The 22,534-nt window shown below is 63.3% G+C and carries 22 protein-coding genes and 1 pseudogene; 10 read left to right on the forward strand and 13 right to left on the reverse strand.

The genetic code is table 11. From position 1 onward, the window contains the following. Positions 1-128: 128 nt before the first annotated feature. Positions 129-902 carry an IclR family transcriptional regulator gene (locus tag NATOC_RS15135; RefSeq protein WP_015322345.1) on the reverse strand — a complete coding sequence of 258 codons (774 nt, stop codon included), beginning with the start codon at positions 900-902 and terminating at the stop codon, positions 129-131. A 364-nt stretch (positions 903-1,266) separates the two neighbouring features. Here NATOC_RS15135 and NATOC_RS15140 point away from each other — a divergent pair, with 364 nt between their 5' ends. The 3 genes from NATOC_RS15140 (at position 1,267) to NATOC_RS15150 (ending at position 6,134) form a co-directional block, all read left to right on the forward strand. Next, the gene (locus NATOC_RS15140; RefSeq protein ID WP_015322346.1) at positions 1,267-2,748 is read left to right on the forward strand and encodes a CoA-acylating methylmalonate-semialdehyde dehydrogenase; all 1,482 of its coding nucleotides are present in this window, start codon (positions 1,267-1,269) and stop codon (positions 2,746-2,748) included. A 226-nt stretch (positions 2,749-2,974) separates the two neighbouring features. Continuing rightward, the gene (locus NATOC_RS15145; protein WP_015322347.1) at positions 2,975-4,696 is read left to right on the forward strand and encodes an L-lactate permease; all 1,722 of its coding nucleotides are present in this window, start codon (positions 2,975-2,977) and stop codon (positions 4,694-4,696) included. A 163-nt stretch (positions 4,697-4,859) separates the two neighbouring features. Beyond that, entirely contained in the window at positions 4,860-6,134 is a 1,275-nt protein-coding gene (locus NATOC_RS15150; RefSeq protein ID WP_245549657.1) for an iron-containing alcohol dehydrogenase, read from the forward strand. Between the two features lie 161 nt (positions 6,135-6,295). On the opposite strand, the pseudogene NATOC_RS22450 reads toward NATOC_RS15150, so the two are convergent. Beyond that, a pseudogene (locus NATOC_RS22450) lies at positions 6,296-6,849 on the reverse strand (hypothetical protein). 520 nt (positions 6,850-7,369) lie between these two features. On the opposite strand from NATOC_RS22450, the gene NATOC_RS15155 reads away from it, so the two are divergent. Beyond that, positions 7,370-7,846 carry an FKBP-type peptidyl-prolyl cis-trans isomerase gene (locus NATOC_RS15155; RefSeq protein ID WP_015322350.1) on the forward strand — a complete coding sequence of 159 codons (477 nt, stop codon included), beginning with the start codon at positions 7,370-7,372 and terminating at the stop codon, positions 7,844-7,846. Positions 7,847-7,902: 56 nt separating this feature from the next. Here the strand turns inward: NATOC_RS15155 and NATOC_RS15160 are convergent, their stop codons facing one another. The 3 genes from NATOC_RS15160 to NATOC_RS15170 all read right to left on the reverse strand — a co-directional run bounded on the left by NATOC_RS15160 (position 7,903) and on the right by NATOC_RS15170 (position 9,989). Further along, complete coding sequence (locus tag NATOC_RS15160) at positions 7,903-8,178, reverse strand: HalOD1 output domain-containing protein (protein WP_015322351.1); 276 nt, start codon at positions 8,176-8,178, stop codon at positions 7,903-7,905. Between the two features lie 30 nt (positions 8,179-8,208). Then, on the reverse strand, positions 8,209-8,505 hold the full coding sequence (locus NATOC_RS15165; RefSeq protein WP_015322352.1) for a hypothetical protein: 297 nt from the start codon (positions 8,503-8,505) through the stop codon (positions 8,209-8,211). A gap of 317 nt (positions 8,506-8,822) precedes the next feature. Beyond that, positions 8,823-9,989: a glycosyltransferase family 2 protein gene (locus tag NATOC_RS15170; protein ID WP_015322353.1), complete on the reverse strand. Its 1,167-nt coding sequence runs from the start codon at positions 9,987-9,989 to the stop codon at positions 8,823-8,825. Positions 9,990-10,444: 455 nt separating this feature from the next. Here NATOC_RS15170 and NATOC_RS15175 point away from each other — a divergent pair, with 455 nt between their 5' ends. Next, positions 10,445-10,795 carry a DUF7853 family protein gene (locus NATOC_RS15175; protein WP_015322354.1) on the forward strand — a complete coding sequence of 117 codons (351 nt, stop codon included), beginning with the start codon at positions 10,445-10,447 and terminating at the stop codon, positions 10,793-10,795. Between the two features lie 40 nt (positions 10,796-10,835). Here the strand turns inward: NATOC_RS15175 and NATOC_RS15180 are convergent, their stop codons facing one another. Then, positions 10,836-11,066 (reverse strand): hypothetical protein, encoded by a 231-nt coding sequence (locus NATOC_RS15180; protein WP_015322355.1) that lies wholly within the window; start codon positions 11,064-11,066, stop codon positions 10,836-10,838. A 55-nt stretch (positions 11,067-11,121) separates the two neighbouring features. Continuing rightward, positions 11,122-12,036, reverse strand: a complete 915-nt coding sequence (locus NATOC_RS15185) for a carboxypeptidase-like regulatory domain-containing protein (protein WP_245549658.1) — start codon at positions 12,034-12,036, stop codon at positions 11,122-11,124. A gap of 202 nt (positions 12,037-12,238) precedes the next feature. Between NATOC_RS15185 and NATOC_RS15190 the strand changes: the two genes are divergently transcribed. Continuing rightward, positions 12,239-12,610, forward strand: coding sequence for a hypothetical protein (locus NATOC_RS15190; RefSeq protein WP_015322358.1), 372 nt, complete (start codon positions 12,239-12,241; stop codon positions 12,608-12,610). A gap of 54 nt (positions 12,611-12,664) precedes the next feature. After that, on the forward strand, positions 12,665-13,855 hold the full coding sequence (locus NATOC_RS15195) for a sensor histidine kinase (RefSeq protein WP_015322359.1): 1,191 nt from the start codon (positions 12,665-12,667) through the stop codon (positions 13,853-13,855). Between the two features lie 9 nt (positions 13,856-13,864). On the opposite strand, the gene NATOC_RS15200 is transcribed toward NATOC_RS15195, so the two are convergent. Together NATOC_RS15200 and NATOC_RS15205 are read right to left on the reverse strand one after the other, a co-directional pair. Beyond that, entirely contained in the window at positions 13,865-14,374 is a 510-nt protein-coding gene (locus NATOC_RS15200; RefSeq protein ID WP_015322360.1) for a DUF7342 family protein, read from the reverse strand. Between the two features lie 553 nt (positions 14,375-14,927). Then, positions 14,928-15,350, reverse strand: a complete 423-nt coding sequence (locus NATOC_RS15205; RefSeq protein ID WP_015322361.1) for a universal stress protein — start codon at positions 15,348-15,350, stop codon at positions 14,928-14,930. A gap of 179 nt (positions 15,351-15,529) precedes the next feature. Between NATOC_RS15205 and NATOC_RS22455 the strand changes: the two genes are divergently transcribed. Further along, positions 15,530-15,682, forward strand: coding sequence for a hypothetical protein (locus NATOC_RS22455; RefSeq protein WP_015322362.1), 153 nt, complete (start codon positions 15,530-15,532; stop codon positions 15,680-15,682). 197 nt (positions 15,683-15,879) lie between these two features. Here the strand turns inward: NATOC_RS22455 and NATOC_RS15210 are convergent, their stop codons facing one another. After that, positions 15,880-16,308 carry a universal stress protein gene (locus NATOC_RS15210; RefSeq protein ID WP_015322363.1) on the reverse strand — a complete coding sequence of 143 codons (429 nt, stop codon included), beginning with the start codon at positions 16,306-16,308 and terminating at the stop codon, positions 15,880-15,882. Positions 16,309-16,380: 72 nt separating this feature from the next. Further along, entirely contained in the window at positions 16,381-16,503 is a 123-nt protein-coding gene (locus NATOC_RS23090; RefSeq protein WP_281170470.1) for a hypothetical protein, read from the reverse strand. Between the two features lie 227 nt (positions 16,504-16,730). Here NATOC_RS23090 and NATOC_RS15215 point away from each other — a divergent pair, with 227 nt between their 5' ends. Continuing rightward, positions 16,731-17,927, forward strand: coding sequence for an MFS transporter (locus NATOC_RS15215; RefSeq protein WP_015322365.1), 1,197 nt, complete (start codon positions 16,731-16,733; stop codon positions 17,925-17,927). Positions 17,928-17,976: 49 nt separating this feature from the next. Here the strand turns inward: NATOC_RS15215 and NATOC_RS15220 are convergent, their stop codons facing one another. Continuing rightward, positions 17,977-19,407, reverse strand: a complete 1,431-nt coding sequence (locus NATOC_RS15220; RefSeq protein WP_015322366.1) for an NAD-dependent epimerase/dehydratase family protein — start codon at positions 19,405-19,407, stop codon at positions 17,977-17,979. A gap of 170 nt (positions 19,408-19,577) precedes the next feature. Then, on the reverse strand, positions 19,578-20,774 hold the full coding sequence (locus tag NATOC_RS15225) for a DegT/DnrJ/EryC1/StrS family aminotransferase (RefSeq protein ID WP_015322367.1): 1,197 nt from the start codon (positions 20,772-20,774) through the stop codon (positions 19,578-19,580). A gap of 237 nt (positions 20,775-21,011) precedes the next feature. On the opposite strand from NATOC_RS15225, the gene NATOC_RS15230 reads away from it, so the two are divergent. Continuing rightward, positions 21,012-22,520, forward strand: a complete 1,509-nt coding sequence (locus NATOC_RS15230) for an MATE family efflux transporter (protein ID WP_015322368.1) — start codon at positions 21,012-21,014, stop codon at positions 22,518-22,520. The last annotated feature ends 14 nt before the right edge of the window (positions 22,521-22,534 follow it).

Here is a 22,534-nt window from a genome sequence, read left to right on the forward strand (position 1 = left end):
CAGCTAACAGCAGGTCTGAGCAAAGATATCTAACGGGCAGCACAGCGGGAGATGCGAGCAGAGAAGCTGCTACTGCTAGTCTCCTGTCTTCATTATCGTCTGGAAAGGTATAATTTCTGTAGTGTAATTTACCCCGAATTCGACGAAAGCTCGAGCTCCAGCGCGTTAGCGGCGCCCGATACGATCTCGGGAATCGTTTCCGAGAACTGCTCTCCGCGCAGTCGGTTTTTCGGTCCGGAGACAACGATCGCTCCGACCTGGCCATCCGGTGCCGAAACCGGACTGGCAACCGCGCGGAACCCCTCGATCGATTCCTCGTCGTTGAACGCCACGTTTCGCTCGCGGACCGTCTCGATCTCTTCCAGCAGTTCGTCGAGATCCGTAATCGTGTTCGGAGTTCGGTCCTGTAATCCGTTCTTCTCGGCTATCTCTCTTATTTGTGGCTCGGTAAACTGGGAGAGAATCGACTTCCCGGCTGCAGTGTCGTGTAGCGTGATCCGCTTGCCGATCTGTTTGTACGGCTGGACGGCTAGTTCCCCTTTCTCCTTTCGCAGACAGACTCCCTCGCCGTACTCCTCTACCACAAGCCAGACGATCTCCTCCGTCTGCCGTGCCACCTGCCGAAGAAACTCGCCGGATTTCTGATAGAGAGCGTTCCGCTTTTGGACTTTCGTCCCGTGACAAAGAAACGTCATTCCCAGCCGATACTCGTTTTCCTCCTTGACGAGTAGTTCTTGTTCGACGAGCGTCGACAGGTGTACGTGAAGCGTGCTCCGAGGCATGTCCAGCGCGGCGGCGAGTTCGGTAAGCGACGCTCGCTCGAGTTCACTCAGCGTTTCGATAATGTCGACGACGGTCTCGGCGGTTTTCACGGTCCGTTGCCCCGTATTATCCCCGGTCATGGTACACACTCTCGCTCCGTTATCGCATATAACTTCCGCTCGCAGCCCGAACACCGAAAAGCGGCCGAGCCGAATTCGTTACCGCCGGGAGATACGTCTCCCATGAACTGATTCAGCATGTGCAAAAGAGAGGCAGACCGGGAGTATAGAGCTTCGTGTCGGAGGTCTGCTGTGAGAATACCTGGGCGGAGGGTTCGAAGAGATAATTATATCGCCCTCTAATTACACAAGTACCTCTGTAAACACCATCGGAACAGAGAGGAGACTGGCCTTATCCAAATCCGGAGTCTTTTGGCAATCCTGAAAGGCGGACACCACCCTGCCGACCGAAACAGTTATTTCGAGCCGGCTTATGGTACGATTCATGGTTCAGTTAGAGACGCTTCCGGACAGCGGCGAAGTACAGAACTATGTTGGTGGGAGTTGGCACACGCCAGAGAGCGACGAGGGACGCGACGTCATCAACCCCGCAACGACGGAACGGCTCGCCCACGTCTCGTTCAGCTCCGAGCACGATATCGACCGTGCCGTCGAAACGGCCACTGAAGCGTTCGAGGACTGGTCCGCCCGGCCCGTCGAAGACCGGATTCAACCCCTCTTCGAGCTGAAGCAGCTCCTCGAGGAACACCAGAACGAGCTCGCGGAAATAGTCGCTCAGGAGCACGGAAAGACGGTCGACGAAGCCGCTGGCGAGATCCGCCGAGGTATCGAGAACGTGGAGGTCGCGTGCGGAATACCGACGATGATGCAGGGGGGGACGCTTCTCAACGCTGCTCCCGAAATCGACGAGAGCGCCGTTCGAAAACCGCTGGGAGTGTTCACCGCGATCACCCCGTTCAATTTCCCGGCGATGATTCCCCTGTGGTTCCTTCCGTACGCCGTTGCGACCGGAAACAGCTTTATTCTGAAGCCAAGCGAACAGGATCCGCTGGTAGCTCAGCGAATGTTCGAGCTCATCGACCAGGCCGGATTCCCTGACGGGGTCGTCCAGCTCGTTAACGGCGGTGTCGATACCGTCAACTCGCTGTTAGACCACGACGAAATCGTCGGCGCGTCTTTCGTCGGGAGTACGCCTGTCGCGAAGACAATCTACGAACGGGCCGCTCAGAACGGCAAACGCGTCCAGGCCCAGGGTGGTGCGAAAAACCATATTATCGTCACGGAGACGGCCGACCTGGATTTCGCAGCCGAAAAAACGGTGGGTTCGGCGTTCGCCTGTGCTGGTGAGCGGTGTCTGGCAAACGACGTCGTCGTCGTCGAGGACTCGGTGTACGACGAGTTCGTCGAGAAGGTCGTCGACACGGCCAAAGCACAGACAGTCGGATACGGTCTCGAGGACGAAACGGACATCGGCGCGCTCATTTCGGCCGAACACGAACAGCGCGTTCGCGAGATTATCGAGACGGGCCTCGAGGAGGGAGCGGACCTCCTCTTGGACGGACGGGACGTTACCGTCGACGGATACGAGGACGGAAACTTCCTCGGACCGACCCTGTTCGGCGACGTGGAGCCGGAAATGACGATCAGCCAAGAGGAGATCTTCGGACCGGTGCTTGGGTTGATGGCGGTCGAAAGTGTCGACGACGCGATCAACGTTCTCAATCGGAGCGACTTCGGAAACGCGGCGAGCCTGTTTACGGGGAAGGGGGCAGACGCCCGAAAGTTCCGACACCAGACCGATATCGGAAACCTGGGCGTAAACGCCGGGACGGCAGCACCGATGGCGTTTTTCCATTTCGGTGGACGCAAAGAGTCCTTCTTCGGCGATCTCCACGCACAGGGGGAGGACATGATCCACTTCTACACCGATAAGACGATATATATCGAGCGCTGGCCGGACGCGTAACCGCGTTGCGCTCCGGTGGCCCCACCGACGAAATTTTTCGTAACGTCAAAGCGATCTCAGAGTTAGCTCGGAGTTGGATTTCTACTACTCGATATCTGGTATAGATATTTCCGATAGGTTTATGTATAGTGTCTGTACTATTCCCGTGTGCCCATGGGTACCATAGAGCGATACCTATCAGGGAGTTACGTACCAGTACTGATCCGCCGAGTATCGGGTGATTTTGATGGCTAGCCCCGTTGAGATCTTGCTCGCCGGATTGCCGCTGCTACTCGTCGGGATACTGCTCGTCGGATTCCTGTGGCCGGCAACGCGAGCGACGCCGATTTCGTGGTTGGTTGCGGTCGGCGTCGGCTACGTGGTCTGGAACAATCCGCCGGAGTATCTTGCGGGAGCTTCGATAGTCGGGGTAATGACTGCCCTCGAGATTCTGTGGATCATTTTCGGTGCGCTCGTGTTACTGTATATGCTGATGGAGGCCGGTGCGTTCGATCGTATCAACGAAGGGTTTGCATCTGTATCGGAGGACCGACGAGTGCAGATCGTGCTGATCGCGTTCTTTCTGACGACGTTTATCGAGGGAGCCGCGGGGTTCGGATCGGCGGCCGCGGTCGCTGCACCGTTGATGTTGGCGCTTGGCTTCCCGGCGCTTGCAGCCGTCGTTGCAGCGCTTATCGGGCACACGATCGCCGTTACCTACGGCGCCGTCGGAACACCGATCCACGTCGGTGTCGAGTCGCCGCTCCAGATCCACCAGGAACAGATCGTTCAGGAAGGAGAAATGAGCCTCAGTACGTTCGCAACTGAAGTAGCAGCGTGGGCGGCAACACTCCATACGCTTGTAGGATTTGTTATGCCGCTTTTTGCAGTTGGAATGGTCGTATACTTTTTCGATTCCAAGGACGAGCGCTCACTGAAACCGCTTCTACAGGTGTGGCCGTTGTGTCTCTTTGCGGGAGTCGCGTTCGCCGTCCCGTACTGGTTGTCGGCGTGGTTCCTCACTGCCGAGTTCCCGTCGATAATCGGTGCGATGGTCGGCGGCGCGCTGACGATCGCCGCACTTCGTGCTGGATATCTCCAGCCCGACGACGAATGGGAGTTTCCGGCGCGCGAAGAGTGGCCGTCCCACTGGGTCGGTACGATCGAACCCGGCAGCAATGGCGACAGTAGCGGCGGCACGCCCGATAGCGGCCCTTCGATGTCGCTACTAAAGGCCTGGGCACCGTATATTCTCCTCGTCGGTCTACTGATCGTCACGCGTGTCATCGAACCCGTTCCGCAGCTACTCGTTGAAACACCCGGCTTCGTGATCGAGTGGACGACGATTTTCGGGTATGAGAATCTGTCCGCAGAGATCGAGTGGATCAATGCTCCCGGGTTCTGGTTGCTGGTCAGCGCTTCCGTGGCGATTCCGCTGTACGGGATGAACGGTGAGCAGGTCAAAAGCGCTTGGACGAAGGCGGGCAAGAAAATCGTCTCACCGGTTATCGCTCTCGTGTTTGTCATTGCGATGGTTGAAGTAATGATCAACTCCGGAGACGCCCCCGGAGCCCACGACGCCGGAAGCATGATGGACGTCCTGGCGATCACTACTGCTAATATCGCTGGTGCCGCCTATCCGTCGATCGTCGCACTTATCGGCGCGCTCGGTGCAGCGATGGCGGGTTCCAACACCGTCTCCAACATCGCGTTCGGGAGCTTTCACTTTACGGCGGCACAGGAGCTCGGACTCCCGACACAGATTATCGTTGCAGCCCAGACCGTCGGCGGCGCTGTCGGAAATATCGTCGCCATTCACAACGTCGTCGCCGCGCTGGCGACGGTCGGACTCGTCGGCCAGGAGGGCCGGACGATCCGACTCAACTTGATTCCGGTGATCTACTACACCGTGTTCGTTGGTCTCTGGACGATGGTGTTCACGTACGTCTTCTTCCCCAACATCTTCTGAGAGCGGACCGCGTTCCTCTTTCTGCGCGGAGTCTATCGACGGGTCGGGCAAACCTATTCTCCCACGTTGACATAAGAATTAATGTGGTCGGAGCTAACGCATCATACGGAACGCTGGTACGGGCGAGACCGACTACGGACCCGTACCACCAACCGGAACGGCTGTGATCCGAAACACCGACACCATGCAACCCGAGTATCCAACACCAGCTCACGGAACGCGCGTCGTTGTATCGCCGTCTAACGTCGTCCTTGGACGAGAAGCCGTTACAGAGGTCGGTGAGTATGCCGACCTCTACGGGAGCAAAGCGCTCGTCATCGCGACACCGCAAATATTCGACATCCACGGCGACCGAGTTACCGAGAATCTACAGCGCAAGGGGATCAAAACGGTCACGTACACGGACGTTCAACCCGATCCAACGGTCAAAAACATCGAAGACGCACACCGTCTCTGGGACGAACACGACTGCGACGTTATCGTAACGCTCGGCGGTGGATCCTCGATCGACACGGGGAAGGCCGTTGGTGTGCTGGCGAACAATGCCGGATCGATACGGGAGTTCGGCGTCGATAGAGCCGGTTACGAAGGAGTACCGAATCCGATTCCACCACTAATCGCCGTCAACACGACTGCTGGGACAGGAAGCGAAGCAACGCGATCGATCGTCGTCACAGATAGCGAGACGTCGACGAAGTTCCTGATCGTGTCCAAGAACGTGGTTCCGGAAGTCGCGATCGAGGACCCGGTTCTCACCGTCTCGCTACCGCAGAGCCACACTGCGTTTACTGGCATTGACAGTCTTACCCACGCGATCGAGGCGTTCGTGTCGGTGAAATCGTACGGTGTCCCGGACGACTACGCTCGAGCAGCTATTCGCCGGATCTCTACCTGGTTCCCGAAAGCGTGGGCGAACGGCGACGACATCGAGGCTCGGACGGAGATGATGATCGGGCAGCTACAGGCGGGGCAGGCGTTTACCAATTCGTCCGTAGCGCTCGTACACGGGATGGCTCGACCGCTCGGTGCACAGTTACACATTCCTCACGGACTCGCAAATGCGCTTCTCCTGCCATACGTGATGGATTTCTCTGCAATGGCTGCGCCGGAAAAGTACGCGGAGATCGCCCGTATGTTCGATGTAGCCGACGATACCGACCCCGATCGAACGGCTGCAAAGAAGGCCAGCGAGGGTGTGTTTGAGCTCTGTGCCGACGTAAATCTCTCCTCGTATCTCGACGAATTCGGGGATGTGCCGGATCGGGAATCGTACCTGGAAGTCGTACCGAAAATGGCACAGGACGCGATCGATTCCGGATCACCCGACAACAATCCCAGAAAACCAACGAAAGAAGAGATCGAAGAGCTGTTCGTGCACCTCTACGACGACGCATTGGCACCTGAGAGCCCGCGGCGATCCTCGAGCGAGAGGTACTGACACAAACATAGCGGAAGTCCACGACTTCAGTCGTGGGAGGACGTCACGGAGCACAGTAGACACTCTCGGCGAGATCTGTCGAGGAGTTGGGAGATAGTTTCACAACAACAAAGCCGACGAATCGTGTGAACGGTCGTTCTTGTATTTGCCGTTAGAACTTTCTACCCATATTCGCTAGTGTGAGACTGGCTAGTTCTGAGCCGCCTTGGACGGCACTTTTCTACCGACGTTTGGTACGGTCTCTGGCAGTTATCGTAATCTGCAAGCTGTTCACTCCGTTTGCGTACGCTCGCCCGACTTCCGACCCACGAGTTGGGACGTCGGTCGATCCGAACTTTGAAGATCTGTAGCTACGTTCCGATGGTTTCGGTCAGTGTAGTCGACCTGATCGGACACTCCTACTCGTGGGAGGGCAGTCCGATCGTCGAACTGACCAACGAGAAGCTCGGCATCCAAGAGATTGTGTTTCTCACGGAGCGTTCTGAGAGGCCACACGAAGCCTCGCTCCCGTGGACGTCGGCGGGACGTGGTCGCTGTCAGACAGCCCGACGACCTAGTTCCGGATCGCTCCGTAAGAGCGTCCAACACCTGATTCAGCGAGAATCCGTGATAGCTCTCGAAGCAAACAGCCGATCTGACAAAGACCGACCGTGAATACCCTGATGGACGTCACCGTCAGTTCGCTCTCCACAACTCTTCTACGTTCGCGTTGCAACTCTCACGGAGCAGGCCTGCCAGCAGCCGATCAAACCAACTCAGTACTCTGTCTCCATCTCAGATAGGATCAGTCAGACAGCGAAAGGTGGGAAATTATTTCTGATTTCCAATGTGGTGGTTACTGGAAAGCATTCCTGATAGATTTCTCGAAACACTCACTGAACGAACAACAGCGGTTGACGTCGCTTTCGACCGGCTCGTGGTCCCAAAGTGAGTTCAAGCAAGGTGCATATCCCGTGCCGCCGTACGCATGGCAGCTAATCCGAGTGATCCGTACGGATACGAGATCGATCGGTCGAGCGACGGACTGTGCAGACGACCCCCACAAGCCATATACGTCTCGATGGCCTGCAGCTGACAATGACGACCGATCGGTACAACTGCACAACGTGTGGCTCCGAACTCCACTACAAGACGACGAAACACAACGGCTGCCCGAACTGCGGTGCCGTCCCGCTTCACAGCGCCGACTGACCGGAGACCTGTCCTTTATTCCGTCGCAACGCCGACGGTTCGCCATGGCGATCGAAACCGGTGACTCGGTCACGATCGAGTACACGGCCCGGTTCGAGGACGGCCTGGTGTTCGATACGACCCGTGAACGCGTCGCCGAGGAGACGGGCCTGGCCGAGCAACTCCCCGACCGCGAGTTCGAGCCGCTGACCTTCGAGGTTGGCGACGCCGAGATCATCGATGGGGTTACCGAGGCGCTCGTCGGCATGGAGGAGGGAGCAGAAACCACGATCACGGTCCCGCCGGAGGACGCCTACGGCGAGCGATCCGAGGACCGGGTCATCGAACACAACACCGTCGAGTTCGAGCAGATGCTGGAATCGGAAGGGCGGGACCTCGAGATGGGTGCCGAGATCGAGACGAAAGACGGCAGCGTCGGCGAGATCACCCACATCGATCCCGAGATCGTTCGGATCGATTTCAACCACCAGCTAGCGGGCGAAACTCTCGAGTTCGATCTCGAAGTCCTCGAGGTGAACTAACCCCTCGCGTTCGAGGACGGTCCGGGTAGAACGAGCGGTTCGTACCCGGGCCGACGTTACGCGTCGCGGTCGACGGTGACACACTCGGGCGTGATCGTCACGTCATAGGTCACAGCGGCCTCGATGGTCACCGAGACGCTGGCGCGCGTGAACTCGCTCGTAAACATCGCGTCGAGCGCCGCCGGATCGAGGTGATCGTGGAGGACGAGACCGAACTCGTCGCCGAGTGTGGTGGCGTCGACGTCCTCGAGGGCGGCGATCGTCTCGAGGACGGCGACGGTCGGCGCGGTGTCCGGACCGTACTCGCGTTCGATGCGGGTCGCTCCTGGCATAGTGGATTCCGTATCGCTGGCAGCCATGGATTACTCGGAGCCGTACTCGACGTGGATCGTCGGCGACTGCGACGCGGAGCGGTCGAGGACGTGGGCGTTGGCCATGTCGCCGGAGAACCGGAACCGGGTGCTGCCGGCTTCGATCGCTCCTTCAGCGGCGTGTTCCGAAACGACGGCGGTCCCGTCGTCGTCTGCGGCCTCGATCGCGCCGTCGACGGTGATTTCGAAGCTCGCGGGAATGCCGTGTCCGACGACGGTTACGCGGTTGGGGAGGGCGGCGTGGCTGTTCGGGGCGTCTTCGTTCAGGTTCGCGGCGTCGCGTGCCATACACCTGACGAGCGAGCAAGAGAACTTAGTACTTTCTGTCGAAGTAACGGTGTATTGGGACGAATTACATAGATATACGAACGTACTAAGTATATTTTGATCCAATCGTTCAGAAATTCAAGTCACTCACGCGAACGACGATCACGAAATCGGGGTCAGAGACGAGATGGTAATCGCATGCTACCCCGATCGGGGAGCGATAACGAGAGCCTACTGGCGTCGGTACGGTCGTGCTCTTGGCGGTCCGCAGACGCTGCCGGCGGTCCCCGACGAGGTGAGTGTAGCGACGAGGACGCCGGCCCGGGTCTCGTGTGTGGTCAGTTCTCCGTCGTTCCCGACGCGAACGGCCCCCACTCGAGCAGCCAGCGGGCACCTATGACGACACCCAGCAGCGCCGCCCCGACCGTGCCGTAAAACAGCGCCGGACGGCGCTCGGAGATCGACCTGGCGAGAAACAGTGCGACGCCGACGCCGTGTGTGACCGGGTTGAGCGTCTGGCCGTCCACGCCCTCGTATCGGACGTCGATCGGCCGTTCGGTGATCGTCAGTCGCGCGTCCTGCGCGTCCATGATCAGCTCGCTCTCGACGCCCATCCCGCTGGTTTCGATCGAGAGCGTCTCGATGGCGTCCCGCGAGAACGCGCGGAAGCCACTCTGGGTGTCCGAGAGCTTCGTCCCGCTCGAGCCGAACGTTAAATAGTCGAGCACCTGCTGGCCGACGCGACGATGGAACGGCGTTTCGTCGGGCCCGCCCTCGAGGTAGCGACTGCCGACGACCATGTCGGCGTCCGCGGTCTCGACGGGGGCGGCGACGGTCGGGATGTCGTCCGGATAGTGTTGGCCGTCCCCGTCGAGGATCACCACCGACTCGTGGTCGGTCGTCCGGGCGTACTCGAACAGCGTTCGCAGCGCCTCCCCCTTCCCGCGGTTGCTGTCGTGCTCGAGCACCGTCGCGTCGGTCTCGGCGACGATCTCGACGGTCTCGTCGCTGCTCCCGTCGTCGACGACGACGACCTCGGCTGCAAACGTCGACGCGTCACGGACGATGTCCTCGATACTGCCTGCCTCGTCGTACGCCGGGATCCCGACCAGTCGGCCGGCCGTCGACCGGGATTCGGCGACGACTGCGTCGGCGTGATACGCCGGCGAGGCGAGACTCCGCTGTCGGCTCGCCTCGAAATCGATCGGAGCGTCGCCCGCTGCGACGACGAGGCTGTCACAGCCGTCGGCCCGGGCGGCCGAAACGAGTGTTTCCCGGCGGTCGTCCTCGTCGGGACCGGGCGATTCCAGAACGGTGACGTCCGGATCCGCCGAAAGCGAGTCGAGGTCGTCCGCGAGACCCGTATCGAGGACGAAGACCGAGTGATTCCTGTCGCGCGCTCGGGATACCGTCTGAAGCGAAACCGATCCGGTTTCGTCCGGGATCAGTCCGAGCCCGAGCCGTGTCTCTGCGTCCGGTGTCGATGGGTGGTGTTGGGATTGCATCAGTGGGTGAGCGAGTCGACTGTCGGTGTTTGAGTGGTGACGTCGACGAGAGGTCGACGAGAGGATGGGACGAGCGTCGCCGTCGGGATCGAGAACCGCACGAACAACGGGACGAGCGACGACACGAGTCGAGTACGTAGTGATCGGTTCGTCGTTCCGTCGAACACGTTCTGTCGAAAAGCTCTTTCTGCAGAAGTGATAAATAGTTACTGCTTTAATTGTTCAGGATCGGAATACAGTCGTGTAATAGTCACAATATCATTACAGTGTAGCAGATAATTATAGTGTAAATTGAATTTCTCTTTAAGATACTTATCTGGTGGGTCGAGGACGTTCCGACAGACGATGATTCGGACGCGTTGATCGTCACGAGCGCGTGACTTGCAGGTCCAACCTCCACCAAAGCAGTTTGGAAGCAGCGTTTCGGAACCGTCCGTCGACGGTTCGAATGACCGATGACCGACCGCCAGGAAACCACCCTCAACCTATCGAGAGCCCAGCAGTGGGTGCTTCACCACGTCCTGCTCGATCGTCTCGAGCTAGAAGCGAACGCGCCCGCGGCGACCGACCCGCCCTCCCCCGCAGTGTACCGCGCGTTCGACAAACTCGATCACGGCTGCGTTCGCTTCACGCGACGCGAGCGCCACCGACTGTGCGAGGCGGTACGCCAGTACGCGGACGCGGCCGAAACCCCCGAGCGGGACCGCCCGATCGCCGAGCGCGTCCTCGCGGAGCTCCGGGACTCCCTGGCGGTGCCGACGACCGCCGCGAGCGCCGATCGAATGCGCGCCACCGAAGCGAACTGACGCGGGCGCCGACCGCCGGAGGACGACGGACCGGTTGCCCTCATCCCTCGCTGTGTCGACCGCCTTCTTCAGTCGGATCCGGCCCCTCTCTCCGACGTGTGTAGAGGTAGACGACCGTCACGACAAGTCCACACAGCGGCACCAACACCCCGAACTCGTAGGTCGCCGGGTATCGGAGCTTGCGCCGCTTCGCGTCGAAATGAACGAGGACGGAGATCGGAATCTGCAGAAGAACGACGGCCGCGAGCGCGGGGAAGACGAACGGTTCCATCCTCTGATGGCTGGCCGTTCTCGTGTAAAAGCGTTTGCATCACGGGCGCGCTCGGTCAGTCGTCGGCTCGGAGCGTCGCCGTATACTCCGTGTTGCCGGTGAGTTCGACGCCCTCCTCGAGCGTGGGATACTCCTCGGCGGCGACGACCAGGACGTACTCGCCGGACTGGAACTCGAACTCGGCCACGCCGTGGTCGTCGACTGTCTCGGTCTCCCCCCAGCCGCCCAGCCCCCGTTCTTCGAGAGTGACGGTCGCGTGATCGATCGGCTCGCCGAACTCGTCCTGGACGACGACCCGGAACAGGTGTCGCTCTACGGGCTCGCCCCCCTCGTCGTCGGCCTCGACGTCGTCGAGTTCGAGTTCGTACGCGGCGGCGTCCGCGCAGTTGTTCAGTTCGAAGGAGTAGACGGCGTCGTCGGCGCCGGGCTCCGGTCCGTCGGCCCCGGCCTCGGTCGTCGAGGACAGCTCGTTCCCCTCCGCGTCGTAGAGCCGGGCGGTTACGGTGGCCGTAACCTCGGCGCCGCTGGCGTTTGCGAGCATCAGGTGGACCTCACAGAACTCGTGGGGCGGCTCGTCGCCCCAGGTGAAGGTGTGGCGCTCGACCGCGAGGTGTCGCTCGGCGGCCGCAGACAGCGAGACCTCGCCGTTGATCGACTCGTCCTCGTGGATCTCGTCGTCGCGGTCGACGTCCTCGTCGGACTCGTTTGCCTCGCCCGACTCCGTACTCTCGGGTTCGTCCTCGTCGTCACTCTCGGCGTCCGGTCCGTCCTCAGTGTCACTCTCGGCGTCCGGTCCGTTCTCGTCGGACGAATCGTCGGCGTCGCTTGCGGACCCGTCCTCGTCGACCGCATCGTCGCCCGTCGACTCGGGCCCATCGGTCTCGTCGCTCCCGTCGTCCTCGGTATCGGTACAGCCCGCGAGCAACGCCGACAACGAGACACCCGCAGCGGCAAACTCGCGGCGATTCATTCGCATCGCTCCCCCTCTCGCGGCCGTCGGCCGCCGATCTCTCCCCAGTACATTCACGCTCTAGAAAACGTCTTCGAGCACATAACGCTTTACAGGCGGTCGAATGAGTCCGCGGGGTCGTCCCCCGGCGTTGGCCGATATCCGACGCGGTAGTGAGCGATTGAATAGAAGATGTTCATATATTGATTTTATCACGAATCGTATGAAACGGCGATGGATCCTCGCGCCGACGGGGACTGTAACCGCAGCCGCGATCGCAGGTTGTCTCGGCAACGAGGACGGGGTGCCATCCCGAACGGATGAGGACGCGAACGCGGCGGACGCCGACGAGGACGCGACCGTCGACCGGGAACACCCTACACTCGCGGTCGTCGACGCTCACCTGACGGCGGCAGCCGAGGACGGCGAGACCGTCGAGGCGTTCGAGCGGTTCACGCTCCTGACCGACGACGGCAACGAGGTCGTCGCCGTCCTGGTCGATGGCGAGGAGCTGGTGATCCACCGCGAGAGCGATGGGTCGTCGCGTCACCGACCGTTCGAATCTCCGTCCTCGTCGCCCGAATCGACACCATAACTACACGTCGAAAGGCGACAACGCTCATCTGTGAGCGGAACCTACTCGGTGGGGATGGTTCGTCGGTCGCGGTACGTACACGCGCTGGGACTGCTCATTATCACGATCGCAGCCGGCCAGTCTCTCCTGAAGGTCGGAGGCGGCGGATCGATCCTCGATGCGGCTATCGATTTCCTGCTGCTGGGGCTGACCGGCGCGCTGTTTCTGTACGTCGGCAGCTGGCTCTCCGACTCCGACATCGAGCCCGATCTCTACCCGCGGATCGCGCTGTGGAGTCTCGGCGGCGTCGGTGTCATGGTCGTCTTTCTCGTCCTCCGGGCGGTCCATCCCGGGATCCCGACCGAATTCACGTTCGGGACCCGCGCGGTCGCGCTGGCGATCGGCTCCGTCGCCGGCCTCGGGATCGGGATCCACGAGTCGCGGGCTATCTCCCGGGAGCGGGAGATCGAGCGACACAACGACGCGCTCCGCCGGGTGCAAAACCGCCTGGAGGAGCGCAACGACGAACTCAAACGAACGCAGTGGGAACTCGAGGAGACGGTTCACCGACTGGAGGACTCGAACGAGCGCCTCGAGCAGTTCGCCTCCGCCGCCAGCCACGACCTCCAGGAGCCCCTGCGGATGGTCTCGAGCTACCTCGAGTTGCTCGAGAGCAGATACGCGGGCGCGCTCGACGAGGACGCAGCAGAGTTCATCGCGTACGCCGTCGACGGCGCCGATCGGATGCAGGTGATGGTCGACGACCTCCTGCAGTACTCCCGAATCGAAACCCGTGGGGACCCCCTCGAACCCGTCGATCTCGGGGACGTCCTCGAGGACGTGCTGACCGATCTCCAGATGCGGATCGAGGAGACCGACGCCGAGATCACTGTCGGCGAGCTACCGTGGGTTGCGGGCGATCGGAGCCAGCTTCGGCAGCTGTTCCAGAACCTGCTCGACAACGCCATCGAGTACAGCGGCGACGGCCCGCCGCGGGTCGGCGTCGACGCCGAGCGCCACGGGGACGAGTGGGCGGTCGCGGTTCGGGACAACGGGATCGGCGTCGATCCCGAACACCAGGAGCGGATCTTCGAGATCTTCGACCGGCTCCACACGCAGGACGAACACGAGGGGTCGGGAATCGGGCTGGCGCTCTGTCAGCGGGTCGCCAGACGCCACGGCGGTCGGATCCGACTCGAGTCCGAACCCGGCGAGGGGTCGACTTTCATCGTTACGCTCCCGTCCACGGAGTCGGCCTCGACGTGAGCGTCGCCGTCAGGATCGCTCCGTGGGGTTCGACACCACGTCGTGGAGGCGGATCCGACGCGCACGCTCGTGACAGCGAAGCTCCGCGCGGGCGGCCTCCCAGTCGGCGAGGTCCGCTTCGGTCACGTTCGCGCTCGTTACGTCGACCTCGAGCGGCGTCTCGGCGTCGTACCGCCGCTGGTAGCGCCACACCCGATCGACCAGCTCGTCCATACGGGACTCGAGGTCCTCGAGCGACCGCTCCCGTGCGAGCGTCGCCGCGGCGTCTCCCGGGAACTGCGCGTCGTTGCGCACGTAGGTCGGCGGCGACTCCGCTCGTTCGGTGACGATTCCGAGTTCGACGAACGACTCGAGAGTCTCCGCGACCGTCCCGCGATCCCGGGCCAGACGCCTGGCGAACTCCGCTTCGGTCAGCGGCGTCTCGGTTCGGGCGAGCAGGTCGTACAGCTGTTCCGCGACGGATCCGGCGACGAACGGGTTCTCGACTACCCGCGAGTCACCCTTCGAGCGACGTGCCATCGTGTGATCGTCTCTCGCATCCGATATGGGTAATTGCCGAGTGCAACCGTTTTTCTGCGGCTAAACCGGGCTGTAGTGGTCGGCTACCGACGTCGCTGGCGACTCCCAGCGAACAGACCGCCCGGACGGAACTCGAGCGCCGCCGGTGGAAGCCGGAAACGACGCTCGTGGAACGGGTTGGGCCGTACCGTTCCGAGGACGGCAGCGAAAAGGCCGAACATGGCAGTCGGCGCCTGGACGGCGCTCCAGCACTGATCTCAGGAGCTACGTATCGGTGCGACAGTCACGGAGCATCGTGGGGATCGTCGTATGCTATTCGTTGGCATCACCACCGTAGTAGCTATTACGGGTTTTCAACTTATAGTTCCTTCTATCGGGGTAAGTAATCCATCCCTGCAGAAATAGTCGTACGTTCGTGGACTATGTCCGAATAAGACGAAACTTCCACAGATATCGAGCCCAGATCTGACGAACCCCGTTCGACTGACAATCGTGGCGGGATCCACGGACCGTGCGGTGACCGCGAGGACGCAGCCACGGAGCCGCTCCCACGCTACTTGACGACCGTGACGGGAACGGTCGATTTGTCGACGACCGTCTTCGCGACGCTGCCGACGACCTGCTCCTGGCGTTCCGAGAGCCCGCGGTGACCCACGTAGATCCGATCTGCCGACGTCTCGGTGGCGTAGTCGGCGATCGCGGCGGCCGGCCGTCCGGCGAGCAGTTCGGTGGTGATTTCGATCTCCGTGGCCGCGGTCTCGGCTGCCAGCTCCCGGGCCTGTCGTAGCGTTCGCTCGCCGTACTCGACGGCCTGTTCCTCGCCCGGAAGGACGAGGCTCCCGTCTACGAGTTCGGTTTCGGGCGTCAACACGTGGACGATCTCCAGGGCGGCGTCCCGGTCGCTCGCCTCCTGGGCCGCGCATTCGACTGCGGTGTCGCTGACCTCCGAGCCGTCGGTTGCAATCAGGATTCGCATACGTATCCCTCCCGCTCGAACAACGATAATGCCGACCAGTCGTTCCTACACTGCGGGAAAAAACGGTTCCGTGACCGTCGTCCGGCGCGAATTCGGGGCAATCCGACCTTCGCCCAATAGTCCCAGATTCGTCTCGGTGGCAACAAAACTTATTGCGGCACGTAGCAGATCGATAACAAATGAGCGAGTCGATCCCGCCGCAGTGTCCCGAATGTGACTCCACGCAGCTGAAGCTCTCCCGGGTTGCTCCCGCCGAACACGACCGGGGTGAGGAGTGGGTTACCCACGTCTCGTGTAAGTCCTGCGACGAGTACACCGAGTGGTACGGATGAGACACTTTGCGAGCGCCCGCCGTCGGTCTCGCAACGCTCAGCTCCACTGACGCGTTCTCACCAACGCTGCACGGTCGCGGAGATGTCGTCCTCGAGTCGAAGCGAGAGCGTCGGCGCGACCGATGACAGCGATTCGGGGAGAAAGCTCACGACTTCAGTCGTGGGAGAAGTCATCAGAGTGTCTTCCGGCCCGGCGGTCAGTACACCGGGACGACCGATAGCTCCCGTTCTCGGAACGGCTCGAGCGGTTCCGAAGCGCGTCGCCAGGCACCGGCGCCCGCCGTCAGGTCGCCGTCGGCGACGACGGTGTCGGCCCCGACCTGTGTGGCGTACTCGACGATCTCGTCGATCGGGTGACCGATCCGGCCCGCCGTCTCGTACGTCTCGAGTGCGGGCGCGGCGACTCGATCAGCCTTCCGTTCACAGACCTCTCGAATCGTCTCCGTCCCGGTCGGGATCCGCAGGCGTTCGGCCAGCCAGAGCTCCGCGCTCGCGTACCACTCCAACCCGAGGACGTAGAGGACGTAGACGGCGCCGCCGGAGTCGTCGGCGCGCCGGGCCGCCTCGAAGAGCACGCGCTCGGGGGAGGTGGTGCCGCTGACGACGGCGACGATTCCATCGCTCATCGGGACAGCGAACGTGCCGAGGACGAATAAACTCGCCGCGAGGACGGACCTCCCGTCGCGCTGACCCGCCGATCACTCCGCGTACTCGAGTTCGACCCCGCTGTCGACCAGCACGTCCCACCAGTACCACCACGCGAGCAGGTACGCGCCCGACAGCGTGCCGGCGACGGCGAGCATCGGCTCGACGGGAGTCACTCGCCACCCACCCCCGCTCGCTCGGCTGGCAGCGATCGCCGCGACGACCGGCTCGAAAACCGTACTGTGCGGTCGGACATGGCTGCTGGATGACGAGACGTCCGCCCTCACGTCGTTCCATGACATGTGGACACATAGCTTCGGGGGCCGTCGTTCGAATCGAGACGGTTCCGGCAACCCGTTCGCGGATCAGAATCCTTTCGAGCGATCGCAAACGAGAGACTGGCGTGGACTCCGAGCACGCCGAGCGTCCGGACGGACGCCGCAGCTGGCTGGTCGCGATCGTCGGCGCCGTCGCGATGGTCTTTACGTTCGGCACGCCGCTGTCGTACGGCATCTTCCGCGCGCCGTTCAGCGACGCGTTCGGCGTCTCGCCGCTGGCGCTGTCGGGCGTGTTCGCCGTCATGCTGTGTACCTTCTTCATCGGCTCCGGACTCGTCGGGGTCTTCGGCACCCGACTGGACTCTCGGGCCGTGCTGCTGGCCTGTTCGCTCGTGACGGGGCTGCTGGCGCCCGCGTTGTACCTCGTGGAGTCGCTCGCCGGGCTGGCGGTCGTCTTCGCCCTCCTCGGGCTGGCGCTTGGTACGGCGTTCGTCCTGCTGGCGTCGGTCGTCCCGCGCTGGTTCGAGCGCCGACGGGGTGCCGCGACGGGGCTGATCTTCGTCGGTAACGGGCTCGGCCTGACCGTGCTCCCGCCGGTCTGGCAGTACGTCCTCGCCGAAATCGGCGTCCGGCCCGGCTTTCTGCTCGTGATGTCGCTGACGACGGTCGCCTTCCTGCTCGCAGGCCTGGTCTGTCGGCGGCCGCGGTGGGCCGAGCAGTCGACCGCGACCGCGGGGGAGCTCCTCGAGTGGCTCGCCCGTCTCGGCGGCACCCGCACGTTCCAGCTGCTGTTCGTCGGCATCGCGCTCTCGTTCGCCTGGTACCAGCTACTGGCGGCCTACGCCGTCGATCTGTTCGCCTACCGCGGACTGACCGAAGCCGGCGCGTCGGCTGCGTTCGGCCTGATCGGCGGCGTCAGCATCATCTCCCGGATCGGCAGCGGCTACCTCGCCGATATCGTGGGTTCGCGTCGTGCTTTTCTCACGTCGCTCGTCTCTGCGGCCGCCGGTATCGCCCTGCTGTTCGTCTCCTCGATCCCGACGCTCCCGGTCGCGATCTTCCTGATCGGACTCGGGCTCGGCGGCTCCGCGACGCTGTACATCCCGCTGTTGATGACGATCTACTCGCCCGAGAAGGACACCGCCGTCGTCGGGATCTTCAATATCGCGATCGGCGTGACTGCGCTGGCGATGCCCCCGATCGGCACCGCAAGCGTCGCCTACACCGGGAGCTTCACGATCGCGATCCTCCTGACGTTCGGCGCGGCTCTCGCCGGACTCTGGTCGACCGCCGCCGGGACGACCGGGCCGGTGCGAACGTGACTCGAACCGCTGGCCGACCACGGGAGTCGAAATTCGAGCTCCGGGGGACTCAGCGGGTTCCGCCGGACGGTCGGTCCCCGACCTCCGCCTCGATCGGGGTCGACTCGTCTCGCTCCTCGAGGACGGACGCCTCGTCGGCCTCGATCACCGCGTCGGTCTCCTCGTGGGACGGCGCCGCCTCGAGGGTCGCCCGGTTGCTGTACCGCGTCGCCGTCGACGAGGCGAACGCGTCGGCCTCGAAGGCCTCCCGGAGCTCGAGACAGTGATCCCGAATCGTTCGGGTCGGTTCGAAGTCGAGCCGCGATTGCAGCTTCGCGAACTCGACGCGGTAGCTGCGCTCGTCGGTCCGATCGTCGTGGTACTCGATCTCGGCTTCGGGGAACGTGTCGGCGACGACCGTCGCGAGCTCGTCGATCCGGTAGTTCTGCTCGTTCGAGCCGACGTTGAACGTCTCTCCAGCGACGTCTTCGAACGGCGCGTTCAGACAGTCCCGGTAGGCCCGCGCGACGTCCTCGACGTGGACGTTCGGGCGGTACTGATCGCCGCCGAAGACGGGAACGACGCCCTTCTCGTGGGCCTTCGCGGGGAGGACGTTCCCGACGAGATCGAAGCGCATCCGCGGCGAGTAGCCATACACCGTCGCCATCCTGAGGATCGTCGGCTCGAACCGATCGTCGGCGAGCTCCCGGAGGACCCGCTCGGACTGGATCTTCGCCCGCGCGTACAGCGAGACCGGGTTCAGGGGGTCGTCCTCGGTACACCGACCGGTCCCGTCGGTTCGCCCGTAGACGCTACAGGTCGAGGCGAACAGGAACCGGTTGAGCCCGTGGTACTTGCAGATCGACGCCAGCAGCTGCGTCGAGTGGAGGTTGTACTCGAGGGTCTTGCGCGGATCGAGCTCGGTCGCGGGGTCGCCGACGATCCCGCCCAGATGGACGACCGCGTCGACGTCCTCGATCGCACCGAGGACGTCGCCGACCGCGCGGGCGTCGCCGCGGTACAGCTCGAACCGCTCGCGGTCGGCGAGCGCGGCGACGCCGCGGGCCCCGTACATGAGCGGATCGAGGACGCGGACGGCGAAGCCGTCCTCGAGCAGGCACCGACACAGAACCGAGCCGACGTAGCCGGCGCCCCCGACCACGAGGATCGTTTCGATGTCCGCCTCGTTCGGCCCGGCGGTGCGTTCGGTCCAGCTGGCAACGGTTTCTACCGTGTCGTCGATTCGTTCGTCCTCGGCGTCGGGACCGGGAACTGACGGCGCGTCGTCTCTAGCGGTCGTTGGCTCGTCGAGAACCGAGGAAACCGGCGCGTCCGGCGTCGTTCCCTCGAGCAATGCCCCCCTGAGTCGGTCGCTCGTTGCGGCGCCGACGAGTCGGTTCCGGTCATCGAAGACGACGACGCCGCGACCGTCGGTCCGATCGACGCGGGCGATCGCCTCGCTGATCGACGTGTCGTCACCTGTGAGTGGTACCCATCTCATAGTTGTGCGTTCGGTGCGCCGACCGTCCCACGCCGGCGGCGAGGACGGGTTCGGCGCCTACAGTCGCGAAAACAGGATGAGAGGCTTTGTTATGCGGCGGCTGGGGGATGGTCGGCACCGCATTACTGTAAAAACAGGAGAAAGCCCACGACTGTAGTCGCGGGAGGACGTCAGTCTCCAGATTCGGCACCGTCGTCGGCGGCCCGCGGCTCGGCCCGATCGGCGGGGGTTGCGACTCGCGTCGACTCGACGGCGGTCTCGAGGGCAGCGACGACGCGGTCGACGGCGTCGGTTTCGAGGACAGGAGAGATCGGCAGGGAGAGAACGCACCCGCTAACGCGCTCCGTGACGGGCAGCGATCCCGGCTCGTGTCGATCCCGGTAGGCACGGGTCAGGTGGACGGGCGGATCCCAGTAGATCTTCGAAGCGATCCCCCGGGCCGCGAGGGTCTCGATTACGGTCTCGCGGTCGATACTCGGTGCCAGCGTCACGGTGTAGAGCTGGCGAACGTGGCGCCCGTCGGCCGGTTCGGGATGGGGCTCGACGCCGTCGATCCCGGCCAGTCCCGCGGCGTACCGGTCGGCGACCCGTCGGCGCTGTGCGATCAACTCGTCGACCTTCGCGAGCTGTGCACAGCCCACGGCCGCGACGAGATCCGACATCCGGATGTTCGTACCGAGCCCGACGTAGTCGCCGCTGGCGGCCGAATCGAAGTACTCCGCGGAGGCCCGCCCGTGGGAGCGAAACCGCTCGAGCCGGCGAGCGAGCTCGTCGTCGTCGGTAACGACCGCGCCGCCCTCCCCCGTCGGCAGGATCTTGTTCTGACAGAAGCTCAGCGCCGCGGTCTCGCCGAACGTGCCGAGCGTCCGTCCCTGGTGCGTGCTCCCGAACGCCTCGGCTGCGTCCTCGATCACGGGGACGTCCGCCTCGGCTGCTATCGCGGCGATCTCGGCGATCCGGCAGGGCGCGCCGTAGGGGTGGACGGGGACGATCGCGGCCGTTCGTTCGGTGATCGCGTCGGCGACGGCCGCCGGATCGAGCCCGTACGTCTCCGGCTCGATATCGGCGAACGTCGGCTCGGCGCCGGCCAGGCGAACGGCGTTTGCCGTCGCGATGAAGGTAAACGCCGGGACGACGACCTCGTCGCCCTCGCCGATCCCGTGGGCCTCGAGCGCCGCGACCAGTGCCGTCGTCCCCGAGTTGACCGTCACCGCGTGCTCGACGCCGAGGTAGCGCTCGAGGCCGTTTTCGAACTCCTCGACGTAGGGGCCGTTGGCCCAGTACGAGCCTCGCGTGATCGAGTCGATCGCGTTCTGCACGTCCCGTTCGTCCCAGGCGATCTCGAACAGGGGAATGTCGTCGCTCATCGGCGCCCGGTTCGGGATCCCGTGTGGTAAGTAGCCGTTCGCTACCCGACAGCTGCGGTCGTTTCGTTCGACGAACGATACCGGGCTTGCAACCGATCCCCGGGACGGGTCCCGACCTCGGTCGGCGAGTCTCCGCGCCGTCCCCCGTGAGCGCTACTCCCTCGCATTCGAAAGCGGTGGCCTCTGCCGCGGCGAGAAAGCACTTTTACCGCAGTCGGCTACGAACTGTAGATTCTCGTGGTCCGGTTTCCGAATCCGATCCGACTCGTAATCCTCTGGATCGGGCTGGCGCTCGCCCGGTTCGGATTGATCAGCTCCGAGCGAGCGCGTCGCACGACGAACCTCGCCTGGCCCCGCGTCCTCACCGGGCTGGCGCGGATGTCGAAAAACGCGGTCGACGTTGCGATGGTCGGCGTCGCGGTCGGCTCGACGGCGATCGCCGGCGTCGGCTTCGCCGCCCCCTTCTGGGGACTGGCCTTCGCCATCGGCGGTGGGGTCGCCGGGGGAACCATCGCGCTGGTCTCCCAGCGCTACGGCGCCGAGGCGTTCGACTCGCTGGGTCAGGCCGTCCGCTCGAGCGTCGTACTGGTCTTACTGCTGACGCTCCCGGTGACGGCCCTGTTCTGGACGTACCCGACCGAGCTGATCTCGATCATCGGCAACGATCCCGAGACGATCTCCAAGGGCGCGACCTACCTCCAGATCGTCGGTCTCGGAGTGCCGTTCGCGGGACTGAACCTCATCGGAAGCCGGACGTTCGTCGGGATGGACGACGCCTGGACACCGATGGTCGTCCGAGCTGGCGGTGCGGTCGCCAACATCGGGCTCAACGCCGTGTTGATCTTCGGCCTCGGGCTCGGCGTCGCCGGCGCCGCCCTCGGAACCGTCCTGGCGAACGTCGTCGTCACCGTGACGTTCGCGATCGGGCTCGTCGCGGGCTGGCTCCCCGGGATCGGTTCCTTCCAGTTCAGCGTCGATCCGTTCGGCGGCTACTTCGACGCGGAGACGATTCGGGATCTGACCTCGATCGGACTGCCGGTTATGGGAACCAAATCCGTCTGGACTGTCGCCGAGTTCCCCATGCTCGCAATCGTCGCGCTGTTCGGCCCGCAGGTCGTCGCCGCCTACGTCATCGCCCGGCGAATCTGGGGACTGATGAACACGCCCGGCTGGGGCTTCGGCCTTGCGGCCTCGAGCCTCGTCGGCCAGGAGCTGGGCAACGGCCGCGAGGGAACCGCCGAGCGCTACGGCCGCGAGATCGTCCTCTTTGCCGTCGCCGTCTACGTCGTCGCCGCGGCGATCGTTTTCGCGTTCGCGGAGCCGATCGTCCTCGCCTTTACCGACGATCCGGCCGAACTCTCGGTCCCGACTGCCGTCGCGCTGATCTACGCGGCCTGCCTGGCGATCGTCCTCAAGGGGGTCTCGACGGGCGCCGAGGGCGCGCTCAAGGCCAGCGGCGACACCCGGTGGCCGTTCTACAGCCAGCTCGTCGGTATGTTCGGGCTCGCGATCCCGCTTGCCTATCTGGGCGCCGCGGGGCTGACGATCCCCGCCGTGACGCTCCCGGTGCTTGGTGTGTCGACGCCCGGAATTTCGATCCCCGCACTCGGGCTGACGGGGCTGTACCTCGCGTTCATCGCCGAAACCGCCGCGCCCGCCGTGATCAACTACTACCGGTTCTCGACCGGACGCTGGAAGGCCATCAGCCGCGGCTACCGACCCGGGGCCGCACCCAGCGACGACTGAGACGGATTGCTGTA

This window comes from Natronococcus occultus SP4 (genome assembly GCF_000328685.1).
In the GTDB taxonomy this organism is placed as follows: domain Archaea; phylum Halobacteriota; class Halobacteria; order Halobacteriales; family Natrialbaceae; genus Natronococcus; species Natronococcus occultus.

Excerpts from the sequence above, each read along its gene's own strand:
- NATOC_RS15190 (WP_015322358.1), top strand. The coding sequence starts at position 12,239 with ATGAAACGGCGATGGATCCTCGCGCCGACGGGGACTGTAACCGCAGCC.
- NATOC_RS15210 (WP_015322363.1), bottom strand. The coding sequence starts at position 16,308 with ATGAGCGATGGAATCGTCGCCGTCGTCAGCGGCACCACCTCCCCCGAG.
- NATOC_RS15180 (WP_015322355.1), bottom strand. The coding sequence starts at position 11,066 with ATGGAACCGTTCGTCTTCCCCGCGCTCGCGGCCGTCGTTCTTCTGCAG.
- NATOC_RS15165 (WP_015322352.1), bottom strand. The coding sequence starts at position 8,505 with ATGGCACGCGACGCCGCGAACCTGAACGAAGACGCCCCGAACAGCCAC.
- NATOC_RS15200 (WP_015322360.1), bottom strand. The coding sequence starts at position 14,374 with ATGGCACGTCGCTCGAAGGGTGACTCGCGGGTAGTCGAGAACCCGTTC.
- NATOC_RS22455 (WP_015322362.1), top strand. The coding sequence starts at position 15,530 with ATGAGCGAGTCGATCCCGCCGCAGTGTCCCGAATGTGACTCCACGCAG.
- NATOC_RS15140 (WP_015322346.1), top strand. The coding sequence starts at position 1,267 with ATGGTTCAGTTAGAGACGCTTCCGGACAGCGGCGAAGTACAGAACTAT.
- NATOC_RS15170 (WP_015322353.1), bottom strand. The coding sequence starts at position 9,989 with ATGCAATCCCAACACCACCCATCGACACCGGACGCAGAGACACGGCTC.
- NATOC_RS15160 (WP_015322351.1), bottom strand. The coding sequence starts at position 8,178 with ATGCCAGGAGCGACCCGCATCGAACGCGAGTACGGTCCGGACACCGCG.
- NATOC_RS15155 (WP_015322350.1), top strand. The coding sequence starts at position 7,370 with ATGGCGATCGAAACCGGTGACTCGGTCACGATCGAGTACACGGCCCGG.
- NATOC_RS15145 (WP_015322347.1), top strand. The coding sequence starts at position 2,975 with ATGGCTAGCCCCGTTGAGATCTTGCTCGCCGGATTGCCGCTGCTACTC.
- NATOC_RS15195 (WP_015322359.1), top strand. The coding sequence starts at position 12,665 with ATGGTTCGTCGGTCGCGGTACGTACACGCGCTGGGACTGCTCATTATC.
- NATOC_RS15220 (WP_015322366.1), bottom strand. The coding sequence starts at position 19,407 with ATGAGATGGGTACCACTCACAGGTGACGACACGTCGATCAGCGAGGCG.
- NATOC_RS15185 (WP_245549658.1), bottom strand. The coding sequence starts at position 12,036 with ATGAATCGCCGCGAGTTTGCCGCTGCGGGTGTCTCGTTGTCGGCGTTG.
- NATOC_RS15205 (WP_015322361.1), bottom strand. The coding sequence starts at position 15,350 with ATGCGAATCCTGATTGCAACCGACGGCTCGGAGGTCAGCGACACCGCA.
- NATOC_RS15135 (WP_015322345.1), bottom strand. The coding sequence starts at position 902 with ATGACCGGGGATAATACGGGGCAACGGACCGTGAAAACCGCCGAGACC.
- NATOC_RS15225 (WP_015322367.1), bottom strand. The coding sequence starts at position 20,774 with ATGAGCGACGACATTCCCCTGTTCGAGATCGCCTGGGACGAACGGGAC.
- NATOC_RS15175 (WP_015322354.1), top strand. The coding sequence starts at position 10,445 with ATGACCGACCGCCAGGAAACCACCCTCAACCTATCGAGAGCCCAGCAG.